This is a genomic window from Streptomyces genisteinicus (assembly GCF_014489615.1).
Taxonomy (GTDB): Bacteria; Actinomycetota; Actinomycetes; order Streptomycetales; family Streptomycetaceae; genus Streptomyces; species Streptomyces genisteinicus.
This window is the reverse complement of sequence record NZ_CP060825.1, coordinates 4,580,135-4,598,818: the sequence shown is the minus strand read 5'-3', so window position 1 is coordinate 4,598,818 and position 18,684 is coordinate 4,580,135. Positions and strand designations below refer to the sequence as shown.

Genomic DNA, 18,684 nt, shown 5'->3' with positions numbered 1-18,684 from the left:
GATGCTCTCCGCTTCCGGCAATCCCCGTTTCGTCATCACCGGGCGGAATGCACCACCCCGACCGGCGACCCCTCAACGATTAATTCATCACATGATCCTCCTTTCGGTTCGGGTTTCCGTCGAGCGGTTCGCCTCATTATCGGTGAGGCATACGAGTGACTTTTCGAACCGGCCGTCGCCGACCGGTTTCCCATCGGGAAGCAGATCGTTACCAGTCTGCGGAGGCGCACGCCCGCAGCACTCCTGATGCGGCTGCGCGGCGCGAAGGCCGCGCCGTGTACCGCGCCCCTGCTGAAAGGATCGAAATGATGCACAAGAAGGCTGCCGCCGTTGCCGCCGGTCTCGTCCTGGCGCTCGGCGGTGCCACGCCCGCCATGGCCGACGCGGGTGCCGCCGGCGCCGCTGTCGGTTCCCCGGGTGTGCTGTCGGGCAACGTGATCCAGGTCCCGATCCACATCCCCGTGAACGTCTGCGGCAACTCGATCAACGTGCTCGCGCTGCTGAACCCGACGTTCGGCAACACCTGCATCAACGCCTGACATGCCGTCACCGCGCCCCGGGGCGCGGTGACGGGGAAGCCCCGGGAGGTGTCCACCGCCTCCCGGGGTTTCGTGCGTCGAGGGGCTTCGCTCATCGCGGCCGAGGGCGGTGCCGCTACCGGGCCGCCGCCCTGGCGCCGCTGACGACGGTGGCCTCGCGCTCCCCGCAGACGTCGACCCGCGGAGCGAGGCCGTGCGCGGTGAACGCCGCCACCGTCCACGGCGTCTGCCGTCCGCTGGTCTCGACGAACAGCACCCCGCCCGGCGCCAGCCACTCGCCCGCGCCCGCGACGACCCGGCGCTGGACGTCCAGCCCGTCGGCACCCCCGTCGAGGGCGACGAGCGGTTCGTGGTCCCGGGCCTCGGCGGGCAGCAGGGCGACTTCGCCCGTGGGCACGTAAGGGGCGTTGGCGAGGAGGATGTCGACGCGCCCCCGCAGCCGCGCGGGCAGGGGTGCGTAGAGGTCCCCTTCGTGCACCACGCCCCCGAGCGGCCCGACGTTGCGGCGGGCGCAGTCCACGGCCGCGGGCTCGATGTCGGCGGCGTGGAGCTCGCCGCCGCCGAGCGCGTCGACCACCGCCGCGCCGAGCGCCCCGGAGCCGCAGCAGAGATCGACCACGACGGCCCCGGGCGGGGCGGCGGCAACGGCGCGCTCCACGAGGAACTCGGTCCGCCGGCGGGGGACGAAGACGCCGGCGTCCACGGCGATCCGCAGACCGCGGAACTCGGCCCAGCCGACGACGTGTTCGAGAGGGAGGCCGACGGCGCGGCGCGCGGCCATGGCGAGCAGTTCGGCGGTGTCGTGCGCGGCGGCCGCGAGAAGCACGGCCTCGTCCTCGGCGAAAACGCAGCCCGCGGCACGCAGCGCGGTGACGACGGAGGGAAGAGCGGGAGATGTCGGCGGAACCGGCATGGAAAGCCTTTCGGGTACCCGAGGGCGCCCTCGCGGTCACCTAGAGGCGGACCGCACGGCCTGCGGAAGAGGGCACCCGGCCTGCGACTGCGGTGATCGGGCTCACCTCCCGGGTCGGTCCTGACATGCGCGGACGCACACAGTACCGCACCCGTCTCACCCGTCCGGGGCTCCACGGCCCCGGTGTCCCGACCGGCCGGGACACCGGGGTGACGAGCGCAACACCGCCGTGCCGCGCGTGGGAATCACAGGCCGCCGACCGGAGCGGGGCACCATTCGAAGGGCGCCGGGCACCCCTGCCACCGGAAGCATCAAACCGGGACATTCACCCCCCTGTTTTCCGCGGTGCACGAACCGGAGCGATCACCCGCGCGCCCCGGTAACCTCGCGGCATGCAGGTGATCCAGTCCACGAAGCTCGCCAATGTCTGTTACGAGATCCGGGGCCCGGTCCTCGAGGAGGCGATGCGGCTCGAGGCGGCGGGCCACCGCATCCTCAAGCTCAACACGGGCAACCCCGCGGCCTTCGGTTTCGAGTGCCCGCCGGAGATCCTCGAGGACATCCTGCGCAACGTCGGCAGCGCCCACGGGTACGGCGACGCCAAGGGCCTGCTCTCCGCCCGCCGCGGCGTGATGCAGCACTACCAGACCAAGGGGATCGACCTCGACGTCGAGGACGTCTACCTGGGCAACGGCGTCTCCGAGCTGATCCAGATGTCGATGCAGGCCCTGCTCGACGACGGGGACGAGGTGCTGGTGCCGTCGCCGGACTACCCGCTGTGGACGGCGTCGGTCTCGCTGTCCGGCGGCACGGCCGTGCACTACCGGTGCGACGAGCAGTCGGACTGGATGCCGGACCTGGCGGACATCGAGCGGAAGATCACCGACCGCACCAAGGCGATCGTGATCATCAACCCGAACAACCCCACCGGCGCGGTCTACGACGACGCGATGCTGCGCTCCCTCACCGAGATCGCCCGGCGGCACAACCTGGTGATCTGCTCGGACGAGATCTACGACCGGATCCTCTACGACGGCGCCACCCACACGCCGACCGCGGCGATCGCCCCCGATCTGCTGGTCCTGACCTTCAACGGGCTCTCCAAGAACTACCGGGTCGCGGGCTACCGCTCGGGATGGCTCGCGGTGTGCGGGCCCAAGGCGCACGCCTCCTCGTACATCGAGGGGCTGACGATCCTGGCCAACATGCGGCTGTGCGCCAACATGCCGTCGCAGCACGCCGTCGCCACGGCGCTCGGGGGGCGGCAGTCGATCGAGCAGCTGGTGCTGCCGGGCGGACGCCTGCTGGAGCAGCGCGACACCGCGTACGACCTGCTGACGCAGATCCCCGGCATCACCTGCGTGAAGCCCAAGGGGGCCCTGTACCTGTTCCCGCGGCTGGACTCCTCGGTCTACAAGATCAAGGACGACCGGCAGATGGTGCTGGACCTGCTGCGCGCCGAGAAGATCATGGTCGTGCACGGGTCGGGCTTCAACTGGCCGGAACCGGACCACTTCCGCATCGTGACGCTGCCCGCGGCGGACGAGCTGGCGGACGCGGTGACCCGGATCGGCAGCTTCCTGGACGGCTACAGCCAGCACTGAGCGCCGGCCCCGGCCCGGAACGATCTCGCGAACGACATCAACTTTAGACTGAATCCAATGTAGGATGGTCTCCTGACCGTGAGCAGGAGGCCATCCCCCATGTACGAGCCGATCCGCAGCAAGTCGGTCCACTCGATGGCCGACGACGCCCCGTCCCCCCACCGCAGCCGCGAGGAGGAGCTGGACATCCAGCTCGCCGGGCACCTCGCCGCCCTGCTCGCCGTCACCGACGAGCTCGGCCTCGACGAGGCCGCGGAGGCCGTCGCCGGGCAGGTGGCCCGGCTCCGCGGGGCACCGCCCGCGCGGCACGCGGCGCTCAGCCGCTCCGACGACGCCGCCCTCCACCGGCGCGCCCACGCCCTCGCGGGCCGCGCCCTGGTCGTCGCCGCCTCCCGCGCGGACACGGCCGTCGCGATCCTGGCCGCGCAGCGCATGGACGCGCACGCGGCCGCCCTGAAGGGCCGCCACCTGGTCGGCACCTCCTGACGGCCCCGGTCCGCGGCCGGGGAGGCCGCGGACCGGGTTGCCACTCCCCCGCCGGCCGCCCCCGAGCGGCGGCCGGGAACGCCGGACGGCCCCGGAGCGGTGTGCTCCGGGGCCGTCCGTCCGTCCTGCGGGTCAGCCCAGTCGGGAGACGAGGGACCGGTACTCGTCCCACAGCTCCTCGGGCGTGTGGTCGCCGAAGGTGTTGAGGTGCTCGGGGACCAGGGCGGCCTCCTCGCGCCAGACCTCGGTGTCGACCTTCAGCAGGAAGTCGAGGTCGTCGTCGGCGAGGTCGAGACCGTCGGTGTCGAGCGACGCACGCGTCGGCAGGATGCCGATGGGGGTCTCGACGCCCTCGGCGCTGCCGTCGAGGCGCTCCACGATCCACTTCAGCACGCGGCTGTTCTCGCCGAAGCCGGGCCAGACGAACTTGCCCGCGTCGTTCTTGCGGAACCAGTTGACGTAGTAGATCTTCGGGAGCTTGGCGGCGTCGGCCGAGGCGCCGACCTTGACCCAGTGGGCCATGTAGTCGCCCATGTTGTAGCCGCAGAACGGCAGCATCGCGAAGGGGTCGCGGCGCAGCTCGCCGACCTTGCCCTCGGCGGCGGCGGTCTTCTCGGAGGCGACGTTGGCGCCGAGGAAGACGCCGTGGTTCCAGTCGAAGGACTCGGTGACCAGCGGGACGGCGGAGGCGCGGCGGCCGCCGAAGAGGATCGCCGAGATCGGCACGCCCTTCGGGTCCTCCCACTCGGGAGCGGCGATCGGGCACTGCGAGGCCGGCACGGTGAAGCGGGCGTTGGGGTGGGCGGCCGGGGTGTCGGACGCGGGCGTCCAGTCGTTGCCCTTCCAGTCCGTGAGGTGGGCGGGCGCCGTCTCGGTCATGCCCTCCCACCAGATGTCGTTGTCGTCGGTGAGGGCGACGTTGGTGAAGACGGCGTTGCCCCAGAGCGTCTTCATGGCGTTGGCGTTGGTGTGCTCGCCGGTGCCGGGCGCGACGCCGAAGAAGCCGGCCTCCGGGTTGATCGCGTAGAGGCGGCCGTCCTCGCCGAAGCGCATCCAGGCGATGTCGTCGCCGATGGTCTCGACCGTCCAGCCGGGGATCGTCGGCTCCAGCATGGCGAGGTTGGTCTTGCCGCAGGCGGACGGGAACGCGGCGGCGATGTACCTGGACTCGCCCTGCGGCGGGGTCAGCTTGAGGATGAGCATGTGCTCGGCCAGCCAGCCCTCGTCGCGCGCCATGACGGAGGCGATGCGCAGGGCGTAGCACTTCTTGCCGAGCAGGGCGTTGCCACCGTAGCCGGAGCCGAAGGACCAGATCTCACGCGTCTCGGGGAAGTGCGAGATGTACTTGGTGGAGTTGCACGGCCACGGCACGTCCTGCTCGCCCTCGGCGAGCGGGGCGCCGAGGGTGTGGACCGCCTTGACGAAGAAGCCGTCGTCGCCGAGCTCGTCGAGGACGGGCTGTCCCATGCGGGTCATGGTGCGCATGGAGACGGCGACGTAGGCGGAGTCGGTGATCTCGACGCCGATCGCGGAGAGCGGGGAGCCGAGCGGGCCCATGCAGAAGGGCACGACGTACATCGTGCGGCCCTTCATGGAGCCGCGGAAGATGCCCTGCTCGCCCGCGAAGATCTCCTTCATCTCCGCGGGGGCCTTCCAGTGGTTGGTCGGGCCCGCGTCCTCCTCCTTCTCGGAGCAGATGAAGGTCCGGTCCTCGACGCGCGCGACGTCGGTCGGGTCGGAGGCGGCGTAGTACGAGTTCGGACGCTTGACGGGGTCGAGTTTCCGGAAGGTGCCCTTGGCCACCAGTTCCTCGGCGAGGCGCTCGTACTCCGCCTCCGAGCCGTCGCACCAGACGATGCGCTCCGGCTGGGTGATCGCCGCGATCTCGTCGACCCAGCGGATCAGTTCCTGGTGGTTGGTCGGGGCGGTGCCGGGAGCCGCGTTGTCGCGCGCCACGATTGCTCCTAAGTGAGGGGTTTGTAGTTTGTTGCCCCGTGGGGGCTGCGACCCGGACGCTTCGTAGGCGCTCATCCGGTGCCGACCGCACTCATCTGATCATCGATGCCGGACGCCCATATGTCCAGAGGGCCCCTCACCTGAGCGTGCCCATATGTGCGTGAGGATCGCCACATGTGCGGTGCGTCGCTCCGGGCGCGTGAACGTCGCCACTCGGCTCCCGTTACCTACGGTCGCGTAGGTAGCATTCCGGCATGACTTCAGCCGCACTCGAAGCGACCGAGAACGCCCTCCAGCAGGTGAAGCCCCGGCTCCGCGGCTGGCTCCACGCGGGCATGTTCCCCGCCGCTCTCGTCTCCGGGATCGTGCTGACCGCTCTCGCCGACTCCACCCGCGGACAGATCGCCTGCGGCATCTACGCCCTCACCGCCTGCCTGCTGTTCGGCGTGAGCGCCCTCTACCACCGGGGCACCTGGGGGCCGAGGGCCACCGCCGTCCTGCGGCGGCTCGACCACGCCAACATCTTCCTGATCATCGCCGGCACCTACACGCCGCTCACCCTGCTGCTGCTCCCCGACTCCACAGGGCGGGTCCTGCTCTGGGCGGTCTGGGCGGCGGCGGCCGCGGGCATCGCCTTCCGGGTCTTCTGGGTCGGCGCCCCGCGCTGGCTGTACACGCCCTGCTACATCGCGATGGGCTGGGCGGCGGTCTTCTTCCTCCCCGACTTCATGCGCAAGGGCGGCATCGCGGTCCTCGTCCTGGTGATCGTCGGCGGACTGCTCTACAGCGCCGGCGGCGTGATCTACGGCATGAAGCGGCCCAACCCGTCCCCGCGCTGGTTCGGCTTCCACGAGGTCTTCCACTCGCTCACGCTGGCCGCGTTCGTGGTGCACTACGTGGGCATCTCGCTCGTCGCCTACCAGCACTCCTGAGCGCGGCCGCCCGTCGCCCGCCGGCACTCCCGAGCGCGGCCGCCCGTCGCCCGCCGGGCCTCCCCGACGGCGCCCAGCCCACGGCCGGAGCGGAGGGGAGCAGGCCGGGAGACCGGCCGGGGAGCTGCGCCAATGGCCGAGAATGAGTGCCATGGCCGCCACCGCACCGACACCGCCGCCCGTGATCCGCGCCCCCGACCCGCTCGACCGGACACTCGGTCTGCGGGAGCGCAAGAAGATCAGGACGCGCATCGCGATCCGCCGCGCGACCTTCCGCCTCATCGCCGAACAGGGCTGGGACGCCACGACGATCGAGCAGATCGCCGACGCCGCGGAGGTCTCGCCCTCCACGGTGTTCCGCTACTTCCCCGCCAAGGAGGACATCGTCCTCACCGACGAGTACGACCCGGCCGTGGTGGCGGCCCTCCGGGCGCGTCCCGCCGACGAGGACCCCCTCACCTCCCTGCGGATCGTCCTCGCGGACGCGGTCGCCGCCGTCGCCGAGCACGAGCCCGAGGCGACGCGGCAGCGCCGCAGACTGCTGACGGAGGTCCCCGCCCTGCGGGCCCGGATGACCGGATCGCTGGCGGAGACCTCCCGGGTGCTGGCCGCGGCCCTCGCCGCGCGGGCCGGCCGCGACCCCGGCGACCTGGAGATACGCGTCCTCACGGCGGCCGTGACGGGCGCGCTGCGGGAGGCACTGGTCCACTGGGCCGAGTGCGGCGACCGGCAGCAGGACCTGGCCGCTCTCGTGCACCGCACCCTCGACCTGCTGGAGAGCGGGCTGCGCACGGGCGGGCACGGCGGCGGCGCGCCGGCGTGACCGCGTCCGGACCGCACGGGCCGTGTCCGCGGCCCGTGGCGCCTACCGGCCCTGGAGCGCCTTCACGTTGTCGCCGAAGGTCCACCCCTTGGAGCCGTCCCAGTTGGCGGACCATGTCATGAGGCCCTTGAGCGCCCCGCGGTAGTGGTTCCACGCCTGGGCGACCGCGCCGGGCGCCATGTACCCGCCGCCCGCGCCGGGCTGGGCGGGGAGTCCGGGGGCCTGCTTGTCGTAGGGCACCCTGATCGTGGTGCCCTGCACGACCAGCCCCTTGTCCAGGCAGTCCGTCTGGGCGACGAACCCGGCGACCGTCCCGGCGGCGTAGGAGTCGCCGGAGCAGCCGTACATGCTGCCGTTGTAGTACTGCATGTTGAGCCACCACAGGCGGCCGTTGTCCGCGTACTTCTTGATGACCGGCAGGTAGGCCCCCCAGATCGATCCGTAGGCCACGCTGCCGCCCGTGACGTACGCGGTCTCCGGCGCCATCGTCAGGCCGAAGTTCGCCGGCATCCGGGCGAGCACGCCGTCGATGATGCGGATCAGGTTCGCCTGCGACGGGGACGGCTGCGCGATGGAGCCGCTGCCGACGAGACCGGTCTCGATGTCGATGTCGATGCCGTCGAAGTTGTACTTCTTCAGGATCGGGACCACGGTCTCGACGAACCGGTCGGCGACCGCCCGGGAGTTGAGGTCGATGCCCGCGGCGGCCCCGCCGATGGAGAGCAGGAGGGTGGCGCCGGCGGCCTTGGCCGCGCACATCTGGGCGGGGGTGCCGACCTTCACGGTGCTGTCCATACCGTCCTCCCACTTCACCGTGCCGTCGGAGAGGATCACGGGGAAGGCGGCGTTGAGGACGTTGTACCCGTGGGCGGGGAGCCGGGAGTCGTCGATCGGCGTCCAGCCGAACGGCGGGTGGACGCCGTTGGCCGCTCCGTCCCAGTTCTCCCAGTAGCCCTGGAGGATCTTGCCGGCGGGCTTCGACTTGACGGCGCAGGTGTCGGCGGCGGCCGCCGCGGGGCGGGGCGTCCCGTCCTTCCCGGCGCCGGCGGTGTCCGCCGCCGCGGAGGGGCCCGCGAGAGCGGTGGCGGCGAGCGCCGCCGCGAGGCCGGTGACGAGGGTCCGTGCGATCCGGTGACCGGGCATGCGTGCTCCTGGGGACTGTGGGGGAAGGTCCTGGGCGTGCAGTGCCGTCGACCGTAGAATGGTCCAGACCTTTCGTCAATGGGTCCGCCGGCCAACGGCCCCGGGGCACAAGCGGGTTGTCCGGGGGCGGCGGACGCGTCCCGTCTGATGTAATCGCCTTTGACGATCCCCCGGGGGCGGGGTCAGAGGCTGGGGGCGGCGTGCAGGCGCTGGATGCGGCAGATCCACGACAGGTCGGGCGGTACCGGATCCTCGCGCGCCTCGGCGCGGGTGGCATGGGCCGGGTGTACCTGGGGCGTTCCACGAGCGGCCGGATGGTCGCCGTCAAGGTGGTGCGCGACGAACTGGCCGGGGAGCCGGACTTCCAGCGGCGCTTCGCCCGCGAGGTGGAGGCGGCCCGCCGGGTCACCGGATTCTTCACCGCCGCCGTCGTCGACGCCGACCCGGCGGGCTCCCCCGCCTGGCTGGCCACCGCCTACGTCCCCGGCCTGCCGCTGGAGGAGGCGGTGCGCGTCCACGGGGCGTGGCCCCGCGCCTCCCTGCTCGTCCTCGGCGCCGGACTGGTCGAGGCGCTGGAGGCCATCCACGCGGCGGGGCTGATCCACCGGGACCTGAAGCCGTCGAACGTGCTGCTCGCCGCCGACGGCCCCCGGGTGATCGACTTCGGCATCTCGATCGTCACCGAGGCCAGTGCCCTGACGCAGACGGGCATGGTGATCGGCACCCCCGGCTTCATGTCGCCGGAGCAGGTGATGGGGCAGAGCGTCGGGCCGGCGAGCGACGTGTTCGCGCTGGGCGCGGTGCTGGCCTTCGCCGGCACCGGGACGAGCCCCTTCGGCACGGGCGCCGCGCACTCGGTGAACTTCCGCGCGGTCTACCAGGACCCGGAGCTGCGGGGGCTGCCGCCGGAGACGGAGTTCATCCGGCGCTGCCTGGAGAAGGACCCGGCGCAGCGGCCCACCCTCCCCGAACTGCTCGCGGAGTTCGGCCGCCTGCTCGGCGACACGGGCGCCCACACTCTCGCCGGCGGACTGCCGGAGGCGATGAACTGGCTGCCCCCCGCCATCGCGTCGGCCGTCGCGGGCCGCGACGGGAGCGCCCCTCCGGTGCCCGCGTCCGACCCCCGGATCGACCTCGCGAAGCGCCCCGGGGAGCAGACGCCCGCCCCGCGTCCGGACCCCTCCCCGACGCCCGGCCCGGTACCGGACGCGGCCCCGCCGCCTCCCTCCCCCGCCGACGCGTCCCCGCCGCCGGGACCGGCGGCGGGGACGACGCCCGCGCCCTGGCCGGGCACCACCCGGCCGCAGGGCGAACCGGCGCCGCCGTCCCGGCCGCCCGCCTTCCCCCCGCCGTCGGTCCCGCCGCACCTGGTGAGCGGGCCGGTGACGCCCTACCCGGCGCACCCGAAGGGTCCCGGCGCGGACGGCCCCGCCCGCGCGCGGCGCCGCCGGATCACGGCGATCGCCCTCACCGTGGCCCTGGTCGCCGGCGGCGGCGTCACCGGCGTCGTCCTGAAGATGCGGGCCGACGACAGGAAGGAGCAGACGCAGGGACAGGGTGACGGCAAGGGCGACGCCACCCCGGCGAAGGGCTTCGACGCCGCGGTCGGGCACGTCGTGAACGCCTCCGACAAGAAGGGCGGCACGCTCAGGCTGGTCAGCTCCCAGGACGCCGACTCCTGGGATCCGGCCCGCTCGTACTACGGGTGGGTCTGGAACACCCAGCGCCTGTACACCCGCACGCTGCTGACCTACGCGCCCGAGCCCGGCGGCAAGGGCCTCGAACTCGTCCCGGACCTGGCCGAGGCCGAGCCCGAGGTGTCCGCCGACGGCCGGACGTACACCCTCACCCTGCGCTCCGGTCTGACCTTCGAGGACGGCTCCCCGATCACCTCCGCCGACGTGAAGTACGGCATCGAGCGGACCTTCGCCCAGGACCTCCTCGCCGGCGGGCCGACCTATCTCGTCGAGAAGCTGGACCAGGGCCAGGACTACCCGGGCCCCTACAGGGGCGGCGCGACGGGGCTGAAGTCGGTCGGGACCCCGGACGACCGGACGATCGTCTTCACCCTGGCCGAGGCCGACTCCCAGTTCCCCTATCTGCTCACCCTGGGCGCGACGGCCCCCGTCCCCCGGGCGAAGGACACCGGGAAGGACTACGGGACGAAGCCCGTCTCCTCGGGCCCCTACCGGTTCGACAGCTACGAGCCGGGGCGGCGGCTCGTCCTCGTCCGCAACGAGAACTGGGACGCCGCCTCGGACCCGCTGCGCAAGGCGCTGCCGGACAAGGTCGAGCTGACCGTCACCAACGACCCCGAGGCGGCCGAAGCACGGCTGCTCGCGGGCGACGCCGACCTCGACGCCGCGCAGACCGGACTCTCCCAGCAGGCGGTCATCAAGGTCCTCGGGGACGAGAAGCTGAAGACCGACGCGGACAACCCCCACAGCGGCTACCTCCGCATGGTCACGATGATCTCGAAGACCGCTCCGCTGGACAACGCGGACTGCCGCAAGGCGCTGGTGTACGCGACCGGCACGGACAACCTGCGGTCGGCGCGCGGCGGTCCGTCGTTCGGCTCACTGCACGGCAACACGCTGCCGCCGACGCTGCTGGGCGCGGACTCCTACGACCCGTTCGGCGTGGCGAAGGGCAAGCAGCAGCTCGACAAGGCCGCCGAGGCCCTGAAGGCGTGCGGCAAGCCCGACGGCTTCACCGTGAAGGCGGCCGTGCGCGGCGAGAACGTCAAGGACGTGACCATGGCGACCGCGCTCAGGAACCAGCTGAAGGCGGCCGGCATCACCCTGGAGATCGAGGAGTTCGACGACTTCGGGGGCTACTACTCCGCGATCGGCTCGCCCTCCACGCAGAAGAAGAAGAACATCGCCGTGCTGATCCTGGGCTGGGGCGCCGACTACCCGACGGGCGCGGGCTTCCTCCAGCCCCTGGCCGACAGCCGCCAGCTGCGCCCGAGCGGCAACTCCAACTACGCCCAGATCGAGGACCCCCGGATCGACGAGCTGTTCGACAAGGCGGCGGCCGAGACCGACCCCGCCGCGGCGGGCCGGATCTACCAGGAGATCAACCACAGGGTCACCGACGGGGCGTACTACCTGCCCATCATGGCCGACAAGACGGTCGCCTACCGCAACCCGCGGCTGACCAACGTCTACGTCCACCAGGCGTTCAACCTGATCGACATCCAGGCCCTGGGCACCGGCGGCTCCTGAGGCAGCGGCCGCCCCGGCACCACCGGGCCCGGCCCGCCCCCCGGGGGGGCGGGCCGGGCCCGGTGCCGTCCGGCTCAGGCGCGGGCGCGGGCGGTCACCGCCTGCGCAGGTCCCCCTTCCCGCAGGCCACCTTGTCGCGGTCGGGGTCGAGCCGCAGCGGGTCGTCGCCGCCGTTGACCCTCAGCCGGCCGTAGTCGTGGTCCGCGAGCCACCGGCAGCGGGCCGCCGTCGTCGGCTTCACCGACTCCGGGAACACGGTCGGCACGCAGACGCCCGCGGTGCCGTAGTGGCGGTCGCAGCCGGCGATCCGCGGGTCGACCGGAACCGAACTCCGCTTCTTCAGCTTCTTCTTGGGCTCGGCGGCCAGGTCGTCGGCGAACTCGTGCACATGCGCCGACGGCGCGTGGTGCCCTGCCGCCCCCTTGGCCGCCATGGCCGGCGGGCCGCCCAGGCGGACCCACTCGGCCACCGACGGGACGCCGCCCGCGTCGACCGCGAAGAGCATGTACCAGCCCGGCGGGGCCAGGTTCGGGTTGCTGGTGACGTTGAGGTCGACGTTGTTGCCGTCGACGCTCAGCGGCAGGTCGACGAACCGCTGGTTGGGGTCGGAGGAGTGGGTGACCGCGGCCGGTCTGATCAGCTCCGCCTTCGCGATCGGCCGGTCGACGGTGATCCGCTGGGTGTCCCCGTACGTCCACTCCCCGTCGATGACGGAGGTGATCCTCGGCCGGGGGCCCTTCAGCAGGTACGGGGGCGTGTAGACGGACACGTTGTGGTTGTAGGTGCCGTTCCCCGGGTTGTCGCCGACGGACATGACGCGGCCGTCCGGCAGCAGGAACGACGAGGAGTGGTAGCCGCGCGGAATCGGGTCGGTGGCGAGGCCGGGCTCGTAGGTGTTGGTCACCGGGTCGAAGAACGACGCCTCGTACACCGGGTCGGCCCGGTCGTGGAGCGCGCCGCCGGTCTCGAAGACCTTGCCGTCGGGCAGGAGCACGGCCGAGACGTACATCTTGCCCTCGGCGCCCGTCTGCGGCCTGCGGCCCTGGCCCTGGTCGACCTCGCCCTGCGGCAGCAGCGGGCCGTGCACGTAGGCCGGGTTCGGCTGCTTGAGGTCGATGATGTCGGTGAAGCGGTTGGCGACCGGGTTGGTCTCGTTGTTGCCGCCGCCGATGGTGAGGACGCGCTGGTCCTGGGCGGGCGGCAGCAGCACGCTCGCCGACTCGTCGCGTTCGTCCTTCGCCCGCAGGCCCGGGACGTCGGTGATCGTGTTGGCGTCGTAGTCGTAGATGGAGGCGCCGGTGCCGGGGGTGCCGTTGCCGAAGGTGTGGCTGCCGGAGTAGAACAGCCGGCCGTCCTGCATCAGGATCATCGCCGGGTACAGGCCCCAGTACGACCAGGTCTGGTTGACCTCGTTCATCGGGAGCCACCGGTTCTGCGCCGCGGAGAACTTCTCGGCGGTCACGTTGCCGGTGGAGTCCTCCTTCAGGCCGCCGAAGGAGATGACGTCACCGTTGCCGAGGATGGTCGCGGACGGGTACCAGTGGCCGCCGTTCATGTCGTTGGTGCGGAGGTAGGTCTCGGTCTCCGGGTCGAAGACGAAGGAGTCCTTCAGGCCCTGGTAGCCGATCGTGCCGTCCGCGGACGGGTAGCCCTTGTTCCCGGACATGATGAGGATCCTGCCGTCCTGCAGCTGGACGTGGCCCGCGCAGAACATGTCGACCGGCGTCGGGATGGTGCGCCAGGTGCCGTCCTCGGGATCGTAGACCGCCGAGGTGAAGGTGCCCGCCTCGAACATCGCCTCGTCGTTGCCGGAGCCCGCGATCACCAGCACCTTGCCGTTGTGCATGACGACCGAGTGCATGGAGCGCACCGGGTTCTGCACCGGCAGCACGTCCCAGCGGCCCTTCAGGCACTCCTCGGGGGTGCCGGTGCACTGCGGCTCGGGCGCGGGGACGGACACCTCCTCCATCACGTAGTCGTCGGTGGTGACGGAGCCGGTGCCGTAGACCGAGACGCCCCACGCGATCTTGTCCGTGTTCGGCGGGACGGCCGGGGTGCGGACCTCGGCGCGGGTGTAACCGGCGCTGGTCTCCAGCGTCTTCAGGTCCGTCCAGTACTGCCAGCCGGCCGTGGTGTCGCGCCGGAAGAGCGTGACCGAGACGTCCGGCGTCGTGGACTTGTACCAGAGCGAGAGGTCGTACTGCCGGTCCGGGACGACGGTCGGCGCGCAGGCGGTGTTCTCGGTGATCAGGGCCTTGCGGTCGCCGTCGACCCGGCGGGTGAGCGAGACCTTCATGGCCTTGGTGCCGGAGTGGGCGTCGGCGACGGTCTGGAAGGAGTAGTCGTTGTCGCCCCAGCCGGACTGGGACCAGCAGGCGGGCATGGTTCCCGTGCCGGCGGTCTCGAAGCCGGGGTTGCTGATCAGGTTCGGCGGGCCGGCCTGCGCGGACTGCGGGACCGATATCAGCAGCGCCGACGTCATGGTGGCGACGGCGAGCAGCGCGGTCCGCCGTCTGCGGCGCGGCGGCAGGGGTGGTGACATGGGCGGTTCCCTTTCGTGCGGGTGGGCGGCCGGTGGCCGCCGTCGGTACTGCCCGTCCGGGGTCGGCGGCGGTCCGCCGGGCGCCGGCTACGGGACCTCGGCCGCAACCGGCGCGGAACCGGCCACGGAACGTCGGCCGCAACCGGCGCGGGACCGGCTACGGAACGTCGGCCGCAACCGGCGCGGGACCGGCTACGGGACCTCGGCCGCAACCGGCGCGGGACCGGCTTCGCGGACGCGGGCACGGCCGCGGACCGGGAGGTAGACCAGCGCCTCCGTGGCCGCGAACCGGATCACGAACGTGGTCAGCAGCGCGAGCGCGGTGGCCGGCAGCACCGTCATCCCCAGCTGGGCGACGAACAGCGCGATGAGCGGGATGCGCAGCAGCAGGTCGGCGTTGGCCAGCAGCGCGAACCGGCCGAACCGGTCCGCCCAGTGCCGGTGGCGGCGCCGGTCGCGGAAGAGCAGCGTCTCGATCAGCAGGAAGTTCCACACCACGCCGAACTGGTTGGCCACGATCTCCGCCGGGAGGTAGTGCATCCCGGCGCCCGTGAGCAGGTGGAGCGCCACCAGGTTCGGTACGAATCCGGTCAGCCCGATGAGGCCGAAGCCCACCATCCGGGCCGCCGCCGACGCCGTGCGCAGCCCGGCCAGGTGCGACAGGAACCTCATGCCCTCCCTGGCCGTCGACTTGGACTCGCCGGCGAAGCGGTCCTGGAAGACGAACGGCACCTCCGTCACCCTCTCCGGGCGGCAGCGCACGGCCAGTTCGAGCAGGATCTTGTAGCCCAGCGGCTTCAGCGCGTCGGCGTGCACGACGCTGCGCCGGATGGCGAAGAAGCCGCTCATCGGGTCGCTGACGCCGTGCAGCCGGCGCGGGAAGAGCCCTTTGGTGAGCCAGGTGGCGCCCCGGGAGACCGCGATCCGGTAGCCGCCGGCCAGCCCCTCGCGGCTGCCGCCGCGGATGTAGCGGCTGGCCACCACCAGGTCGGCGGACGACCTCTCCCCGGCCGCCACCAGCTCGGGGACGAGCGCGGGCGGGTGCTGGAGGTCGGCGTCCATGACGACGACCCAGTCCGAGCCGGCCCGCCGGATCCCCTCGACGACCGCGCCGCCGAGGCCGCCCACCGGGTCCTCGCGGTGCAGCACCCCGACGGGGAACGGGCAGTCCTGGGCGGCGTCGCGGATGACGTCCGGTGTGTCGTCGGTCGAGTCGTCGACGAAGAGCACCTCGCACGGCAGCCGGGAGGGCACCGACTCGGTGAGCCGGCGCAGCAGTTCGCGGATGTTGGCGGATTCGTTGAAGGTGGGGATCACGACGGTGACGGCGGCCGGTTCGGCGACCTGGGCAGCGCTCAGCTCCGGGTCGCCGAGCTCCTCGGCACCCGTGCGGGAAGTGGTCACAGCTCGCCTCCTGGGGGGCTGATCCGGCGGATCTCGATACGGTCCTCGCCCTCGCCGAAGACGGCGACCGGCGTCGAGTGCTCCAGGGCTCCCTTGACGTTCGGAAGGTCGACGGCGTCACGGCGCACGGTCGGCGACGAGACGACGTAGTCGATGTCCCGCCAGCCGCGCGGCATGGTCCTGGTGACGGCCGGGTCGAGGTCGGCCTTGTAGAACCAGATGACCCCGGTGCCGGGGGTGAAACCGTCGTGCACGAGATCGAGCCAGAGGGCGTCGTCGACGAGGACCCGGGTGTTCGCGGGGTCGTCGACCTCGTTCTGCATCCACGCGGCGGCGGCCCGGTAGGGCGCGTTGGCGTCCACGGTGAGCGCGTCGCGGTTGCCCTCGTACCAGTTCGGCGTGACGAAGGCGACGGCGGCGGCGGCCAGCAGGGCGGCGACGCCGGTGCGGATCCGGCGCTCCGTGCGCGGCAGGGCCGTGCGCCGGACCGGGCGCCGCAGCACCGCGTGCGCGACGCTCGCCGCGCCGCCCGCCAGCACCAGGGCGAGGAAGGGCAGCGCCTGGATGACGTACATGGCCGGGAGGTAGCCGGACGGGCGCATCGCGACGACCGCGAGGATGGCGACCACCAGCGCCGGCCCGGCCAGCGCGCGGGCGGTGACCGACCAGCGCAGCGTGAGCAGCAGCAGCGCCGCTCCGGCGAGTCCGCCGAGCGGGAGGACGGTGTCGTAGTAGAGCCAGGAGCGCAGCACGCCGTGCGAACCGGAGCCGGCGTCGAGGATGAACCCGGAGCCGGGGCGGCTCATCTGGTACGCGATGCCGTCGATCAGCGACACATGGCCGGGGCCGGGGAACAGCTCGCTCTTCAGCATCGCGTACAGCGGGTACGACAGGCCGATCAGCGCGCAGGCCGTGATCGCGCCGGTCACCGCGAACTTGCGGGTGTCGCGGTGGCTGTGGCGCCACATCGTCACCAGCAGCGCGGGCAGCACCAGCAGCATCGTCTCCTTGGTCAGCACCGAGACGGCGGCGGCCAGTCCGGCGGCGAAGTGGTGCCACAGGTGACGGCTCGGGGACGCGGCGAGGCAGAAGGCCAGCAGCATCCACATGACCGCGAGATTGTCCAGGAACAGCTGGCGCTGGAGCACCACCGACAGCGGCGAGAGACCGAACAGCGCCATCGCGAGCCCGGCCGCCCAGCGGGGCAGGAACAGCCGCCGGGCCAGCACGTACACGAGCACGGAGCACACCGCGCCGACCGCGAGCATCGCGAAGCGCATGGTGGCGACGGTCATCGTCTCGGGTGCGATCAGCGACGGTATCCAGGTGAGGAACGCGATCTGGATCCAGCCGAGCGGCGGGTGGTCGTACCAGTAGGTGTAGTGGGCGAGGCCCTCGCCCTGCTGGACGGCCCACGCCTGGGCGAGGTAGGTGCCCTCGTCGTCGCTCAGCGTCGGGAAGTGGGTGATGTTCCAGCCCTGCACGGCCATGACGACGAGGAGCAGGGCGCCGCAGAGCAGCAGGTCGGGCCGCGAGTGGCGGAACCGCACGACGGGCCGGACGAATCCCGGCGGCGTGACGGGGCCGCGGGTCCGCTGCGCGGGGATGGACACGGACAGGGTGGAGCTGCCCGTCCCGGTGGTCTCCGGGACGGGAGGCAGGGTGGTGGTCACCGGCGGGCGTCCTCTCTGGACTCGGTGAGGTCGGTGAGGTGCGCGCCGACGTGGCTCGTCAGTTCCCATTCGTTGCGGCCCCGCTGCTCACGCCAGACCGCGCGCACGGCGGCTCCGGCGAGCAGCATCTGGTAGAACGGGCCGCCGACGATCAGCTTCACGTAGTGGACGAAGCGGACCCGCAGGCCGTACTGGACCCCGAAGTCGTGCAGCCCGACCACTTCGAAGACGAAGGTGACCATGGCCGTGATCAGCGGCAGGAACGTCACGATGGCGATCGCGGCCGGCACGTCGAGGAAGAGCGCGATGCCCACGTTGAGCGGGATGATCACGCCGGAGAAGGCCTGGAGGAACGGCGTCATCAGCGTGTAGCGGGCGAGCATCCGCTGCCCGCGGCCGGGGAGCTGCTTCCAGTCCTTCTTGCGGTAGACCTGGAGGAAGCCCTGGTTCCAGCGGGTGCGCTGCTTGAGCAGGCTCATCAGGGTGTCCGGGGTCTCCTCGCGGGTGACCATGTCGCTGTCGTAGGCGACGACGACCTTCTTGCCCACGGAGGAGAGGCGCACGCCGAGGTCGCAGTCCTCCGCGAGGCAGTCCGGGTCCCAGCCGTCCGCCTCGCGCAGCACCCGGGTGCGGACGAAGACGGTGTTGCCGCCGAGCGGGATGAACCCTTTCTGCGCGTGCAGGTGGAGCCGACTGCGGAAGTAGAAGAAGTACTCCAGGCAGTTGCGCAGGCTGTACCAGCTGGAGTGGAAGTTGATCAGCTGCACCCCGCCCTGGACGACGTCCGCGCCGGTGGAGGTGAAGGCGTGGTCCACATGGGTGAGGAGCTCCGGATGCACCTGGTCCTCGGCGTCGAAGACCCCGACCACGTCGCCCCGGCAGTACGGCAGCGCCGTGTTGAGCGCCTTCGGCTTGTTCTTCTTCTCGTGGTGGTCGGTCACCACCCGGACCCTGACCGGATCCCGGGCCGCCGCGCGCTCGGCGCACGCGGCGGTCTCCGGATCGTCGTGGCCGACGATGACGATGATCTCGAAGTTCGCGTGGCTGGATTCCAGCAGTCGCTCGACGGTGTGCTCCAGCACCGCCTGCTCGTGGCGGGCGGGCAGGAGCAGCGAGAACGACAGTCCGGTGGCGCCGTCCGGCCGGTCGAACCGGGTCGACGCCAGCGTCTCGGGCGTACGCCAGGCGTGCATCTGCCACCAGAGCGTGAACGCCGCCATCCAGAACAGCGCCATGGAGATGGCGACAACGATCACCGATATGAGCACGAGCCCCCCTTGGCCCCCTGCGCGCCGCGGGCAAGGACCCCCCTTGGCCTCCGAACGCGCACGACTTCCCCCACGCACGCACTCCCCAGTACGCGCGCCAACTGCGGGTTGTTCAGGACCATAGGGGCGGAGGATTGCGTTCCGGTGCCCCTCCGTTAAATTCCGCCGATTCGA

Annotated in this window: 13 protein-coding genes; 6 read left to right on the top strand and 7 right to left on the bottom strand. The window is 71.8% G+C overall.

The window, feature by feature from the left end; all coding sequences use genetic code 11:
• Window positions 1-305: 305 nt before the first annotated feature.
• Entirely contained in the window at window positions 306-539 is a 234-nt protein-coding gene (locus IAG43_RS20150; RefSeq protein WP_187742092.1) for a chaplin, read from the top strand.
• A gap of 115 nt (window positions 540-654) precedes the next feature.
• On the opposite strand, the gene IAG43_RS20145 is transcribed toward IAG43_RS20150, so the two are convergent.
• Window positions 655-1,452 carry a putative protein N(5)-glutamine methyltransferase gene (locus IAG43_RS20145; protein WP_187742091.1) on the bottom strand — a complete coding sequence of 266 codons (798 nt, stop codon included), beginning with the start codon at window positions 1,450-1,452 and terminating at the stop codon, window positions 655-657.
• A 392-nt stretch (window positions 1,453-1,844) separates the two neighbouring features.
• On the opposite strand from IAG43_RS20145, the gene IAG43_RS20140 reads away from it, so the two are divergent.
• Together IAG43_RS20140 and IAG43_RS20135 are read left to right on the top strand one after the other, a co-directional pair.
• Window positions 1,845-3,056, top strand: a complete 1,212-nt coding sequence (locus IAG43_RS20140) for a pyridoxal phosphate-dependent aminotransferase (protein WP_187742090.1) — start codon at window positions 1,845-1,847, stop codon at window positions 3,054-3,056.
• Window positions 3,057-3,155: 99 nt separating this feature from the next.
• The gene (locus tag IAG43_RS20135; protein ID WP_187742089.1) at window positions 3,156-3,542 is read left to right on the top strand and encodes an SCO4983 family protein; all 387 of its coding nucleotides are present in this window, start codon (window positions 3,156-3,158) and stop codon (window positions 3,540-3,542) included.
• 132 nt (window positions 3,543-3,674) lie between these two features.
• On the opposite strand, the gene IAG43_RS20130 is transcribed toward IAG43_RS20135, so the two are convergent.
• Window positions 3,675-5,498, bottom strand: a complete 1,824-nt coding sequence (locus IAG43_RS20130) for a phosphoenolpyruvate carboxykinase (GTP) (protein WP_187742088.1) — start codon at window positions 5,496-5,498, stop codon at window positions 3,675-3,677.
• A 254-nt stretch (window positions 5,499-5,752) separates the two neighbouring features.
• Between IAG43_RS20130 and trhA the strand changes: the two genes are divergently transcribed.
• Window positions 5,753-6,430 carry a PAQR family membrane homeostasis protein TrhA gene (trhA, locus tag IAG43_RS20125; RefSeq protein WP_187742087.1) on the top strand — a complete coding sequence of 226 codons (678 nt, stop codon included), beginning with the start codon at window positions 5,753-5,755 and terminating at the stop codon, window positions 6,428-6,430.
• 151 nt (window positions 6,431-6,581) lie between these two features.
• Window positions 6,582-7,253, top strand: a complete 672-nt coding sequence (locus IAG43_RS20120; RefSeq protein ID WP_484600520.1) for a TetR/AcrR family transcriptional regulator — start codon at window positions 6,582-6,584, stop codon at window positions 7,251-7,253.
• A gap of 42 nt (window positions 7,254-7,295) precedes the next feature.
• On the opposite strand, the gene IAG43_RS20115 is transcribed toward IAG43_RS20120, so the two are convergent.
• Entirely contained in the window at window positions 7,296-8,396 is a 1,101-nt protein-coding gene (locus tag IAG43_RS20115; protein ID WP_187742085.1) for a chitinase, read from the bottom strand.
• 200 nt (window positions 8,397-8,596) lie between these two features.
• Here IAG43_RS20115 and IAG43_RS20110 point away from each other — a divergent pair, with 200 nt between their 5' ends.
• On the top strand, window positions 8,597-11,623 hold the full coding sequence (locus tag IAG43_RS20110) for an ABC transporter substrate-binding protein (protein ID WP_187742084.1): 3,027 nt from the start codon (window positions 8,597-8,599) through the stop codon (window positions 11,621-11,623).
• Between the two features lie 94 nt (window positions 11,624-11,717).
• Here IAG43_RS20110 and IAG43_RS20105 read toward each other — a convergent pair whose 3' ends face one another.
• From IAG43_RS20105 to IAG43_RS20090, 4 genes are all read right to left on the bottom strand, one after another.
• Window positions 11,718-14,165 carry a galactose oxidase family protein gene (locus tag IAG43_RS20105; RefSeq protein WP_246574453.1) on the bottom strand — a complete coding sequence of 816 codons (2,448 nt, stop codon included), beginning with the start codon at window positions 14,163-14,165 and terminating at the stop codon, window positions 11,718-11,720.
• 192 nt (window positions 14,166-14,357) lie between these two features.
• Window positions 14,358-15,569, bottom strand: a complete 1,212-nt coding sequence (locus IAG43_RS20100) for a glycosyltransferase (RefSeq protein ID WP_187742083.1) — start codon at window positions 15,567-15,569, stop codon at window positions 14,358-14,360.
• A complete protein-coding gene (locus tag IAG43_RS20095; protein ID WP_187742082.1) occupies window positions 15,566-17,242 on the bottom strand; it encodes an ArnT family glycosyltransferase in 1,677 nt (558 codons plus the stop codon). Before IAG43_RS20095 ends, IAG43_RS20100 begins: the two co-directional genes overlap by 4 nt.
• Entirely contained in the window at window positions 17,239-18,510 is a 1,272-nt protein-coding gene (locus IAG43_RS20090; protein WP_246574451.1) for a glycosyltransferase, read from the bottom strand. The genes IAG43_RS20095 and IAG43_RS20090 overlap by 4 nt, the downstream gene beginning before the upstream one ends.
• Between the last annotated feature and the right edge of the window lie 174 nt (window positions 18,511-18,684).

Bases quoted from the DNA above. Each gene is read 5' to 3' on its own strand.
- IAG43_RS20150 (WP_187742092.1), top strand. From the start codon at position 306: ATGATGCACAAGAAGGCTGCCGCCGTTGCCGCCGGTCTCGTCCTGGCG.
- IAG43_RS20105 (WP_246574453.1), bottom strand. From the start codon at position 14,165: ATGTCACCACCCCTGCCGCCGCGCCGCAGACGGCGGACCGCGCTGCTC.
- IAG43_RS20115 (WP_187742085.1), bottom strand. From the start codon at position 8,396: ATGCCCGGTCACCGGATCGCACGGACCCTCGTCACCGGCCTCGCGGCG.
- IAG43_RS20145 (WP_187742091.1), bottom strand. From the start codon at position 1,452: ATGCCGGTTCCGCCGACATCTCCCGCTCTTCCCTCCGTCGTCACCGCG.
- IAG43_RS20135 (WP_187742089.1), top strand. From the start codon at position 3,156: ATGTACGAGCCGATCCGCAGCAAGTCGGTCCACTCGATGGCCGACGAC.
- IAG43_RS20120 (WP_484600520.1), top strand. From the start codon at position 6,582: ATGGCCGCCACCGCACCGACACCGCCGCCCGTGATCCGCGCCCCCGAC.
- trhA (WP_187742087.1), top strand. From the start codon at position 5,753: ATGACTTCAGCCGCACTCGAAGCGACCGAGAACGCCCTCCAGCAGGTG.
- IAG43_RS20140 (WP_187742090.1), top strand. From the start codon at position 1,845: ATGCAGGTGATCCAGTCCACGAAGCTCGCCAATGTCTGTTACGAGATC.